General features: G+C 52.4%; 4 protein-coding genes. 2 read left to right on the top strand and 2 right to left on the bottom strand.

All coding sequences use genetic code 11. The features are described from left to right. Both ACXJJC_RS06815 and ACXJJC_RS06810 read right to left on the bottom strand, forming a co-directional pair. Window positions 1-909, bottom strand: a 909-nt coding sequence (locus tag ACXJJC_RS06815; protein ID WP_456370431.1) for a M20 family metallopeptidase, incomplete at its 3' end; no start/stop codon positions are given. Beyond that, window positions 896-1,210, bottom strand: a complete 315-nt coding sequence (locus tag ACXJJC_RS06810; protein WP_456370429.1) for a NifB/NifX family molybdenum-iron cluster-binding protein — start codon at window positions 1,208-1,210, stop codon at window positions 896-898. The genes ACXJJC_RS06815 and ACXJJC_RS06810, both read right to left, overlap by 14 nt. Window positions 1,211-1,332: 122 nt before the next feature. Between ACXJJC_RS06810 and ACXJJC_RS06805 the strand changes: the two genes are divergently transcribed. Beyond that, on the top strand, window positions 1,333-1,860 hold the full coding sequence (locus ACXJJC_RS06805; RefSeq protein ID WP_456370427.1) for a DMT family transporter: 528 nt from the start codon (window positions 1,333-1,335) through the stop codon (window positions 1,858-1,860). 39 nt (window positions 1,861-1,899) lie between these two features. Further along, on the top strand, window positions 1,900-2,198 hold a 299-nt coding region (locus ACXJJC_RS06800), incomplete at its 3' end, for an EamA family transporter (protein WP_456370433.1).

Raw genomic sequence — 2,198 nt, 5'->3', positions numbered from 1 at the left:
TTTCATTATGTTCAGCAGCCTGATGTCCGACTCCGCATCCACACCATCGAGACCGTAGCCAAATGGCCTGAGGTATCCGGTTATGTACACGTCCACACCATCGTACCTCATAAGGTCTATCACGCGCTCCATGCTCATCCACGGAGCAACGCGAACGTCTGCGTCGATCTCACAGAACTCTGGAACAACGTTTCTCTTCACTCCGGCCCTCACAATTGACGGGTTGAAAACCGCATCACCGTTTCCCCTGAACTCGACGCCAAAGCCTAAGGAGGCGAGGTTCTCCACGTACCTGTCCCTCTCACCTCTAATTTCAGAAAACCCATTTACTGCATCTATTATCAGTCTGGCTGCTCTGTAAACCGCACCCTCTCTTATGTTCGCGGTAGCCGTGTGTCCGCTCTTCCCGTGCACAATCAACTTAAGGGCTATGACAGAGGCCTGCGCGACTCCGATTCTGTCACTTCCAAACGGCTCGCCTATGACGACGAAATCCGGGGATACGTGATCCATGACAATGCCGAGGCCGAGCTTGCCCCCGACCTCCTCATCGGCGGTAAACGCGAGTTTTATTCCTTTTTCGCTCTCTATCCCGTGAAACGCGGAAATTATGGAAGCCACGCACCCCTTCGCGTCGCAGCTGCCTCTGCCATACACCTTCCCATCCGAAATTCTCGCCGTGAGCATCGAGTCGTCAGAGGGAACAGTATCGAGGTGGGATGTGAAGAGGAACTCCGGCTTTCCACGGGAAATTTCCACGATGGCGTTCGCCTTCCCATCCCTGGCAACCACTTTAGTGCGATAAGAGGAAAATAAATTTTCAATGTACTCCACGGCACTCTCGGTGTTTCCAGGCGGGTTTCTCGTGTCTATCTCGATGAGGTCTCTGAGTATCTCAACCGGATCCATGTACGAGTTTCTCAATATCTGCTTCTTTAACGATTTCGATTTCCACGCCAGCCTCCTCGAGGTTTCTCCTCATTCCCTCTCCCAGATGAAGGGCAAGAACCTTCTTCACGTTCTCCTTCCTGAAAAGCTCCACAACCTCGTGGCGTCTGTGGTGTCTGCCGGCGCCATGTCCGCCAGCGTGCTCCCTGTGGGGATTCTCCACGAGCTTCGCATTGGTCCCGTCCGTGATGTAGAAGTACCTCGCCCTCCCGAAGTGGGAAGAAACCCTCTTCCCATCATCTGTTGGAATTGCCACCGTCATATTGAATATATATTCATTATAGGTTTAAGTAAATTCCGGGATAGAGCATCCCACTGAAAAACCCGGCATATCCTCAGGACATGATCCCGCAAAATTGAAAAACGCAGGCAACACCTTTCCCGGTGGATTCAGAGAGAAAGTACGTGCTGGCCCTGCTCGGAACTGCTGTGGTCTGGGCTGCCTCATTCATCTTCGTCAAGATAAGTCTCGGAGAGGTTGGTCCATTCAACCTCGCACTTTACAGGTTCCTGATCGCAGCTCCGGTGCTTTACATGATACTGAAGATGTCAGGCAGGATCGTCCCTGTCTCAAAACAGGACCTTCCGGGACTGGTTTTCCTCGCCCTGACTGGCGTTACACTGCTTTACGCCGTGCAGTTTCTCGCTCTCGTTTACACAACCGCAACCAATTCGTCCATCCTGATCAACACGTCCGCCATATTTGTCTCAGTTCTCTCGTTTACCGTTGGAGAGAAACTCACGGGCAGAAAGTTCGTTGCGCTGATCCTCGCGTTTGCAGGCGTTGTGCTTACGGCATCGAAGGGCAATCTGGAATTCCTGCATGCAGAAACCCTGAAGGGAGACCTGCTGATGATTTTCGACGGATTTCTGTGGGCACTGTACACCCTCGGAGGGAAGAGGCTGCTTTAGAGATACAACCCGGAAACCCTCACGGTCTATGCATTCGCCATAGGGACAGTTCTGCTCCTGCCCTTTGCTTATGTTGCGGGCATTGCCAGTCCGGCCACATTTTCCACGATGACCTGGATATCCATCGCATTCCTGGCTCTGCTCTGCTCGGTTTTTGGCTATGTTGTGTGGTATTCGGCCCTCTCAGTCATGGAGGCAACGAAGGTTGCGGTCTTCGTGTATCTTATCCCGCTCTTCACAGCAGTAATGGCGTATTTCGCCCTCGGAGAGGACATCGGGCTGTTCACCGTTCTTGGTGGAATTCTCATAGTTCTGGGAGTTTACCTTGTTGAGAGGTC

This window comes from Geoglobus sp., from assembly GCF_054018175.1.
The sequence above is the reverse complement of the archived record's forward strand: the minus strand, read 5'-3'. Positions and strand labels throughout refer to the sequence as shown.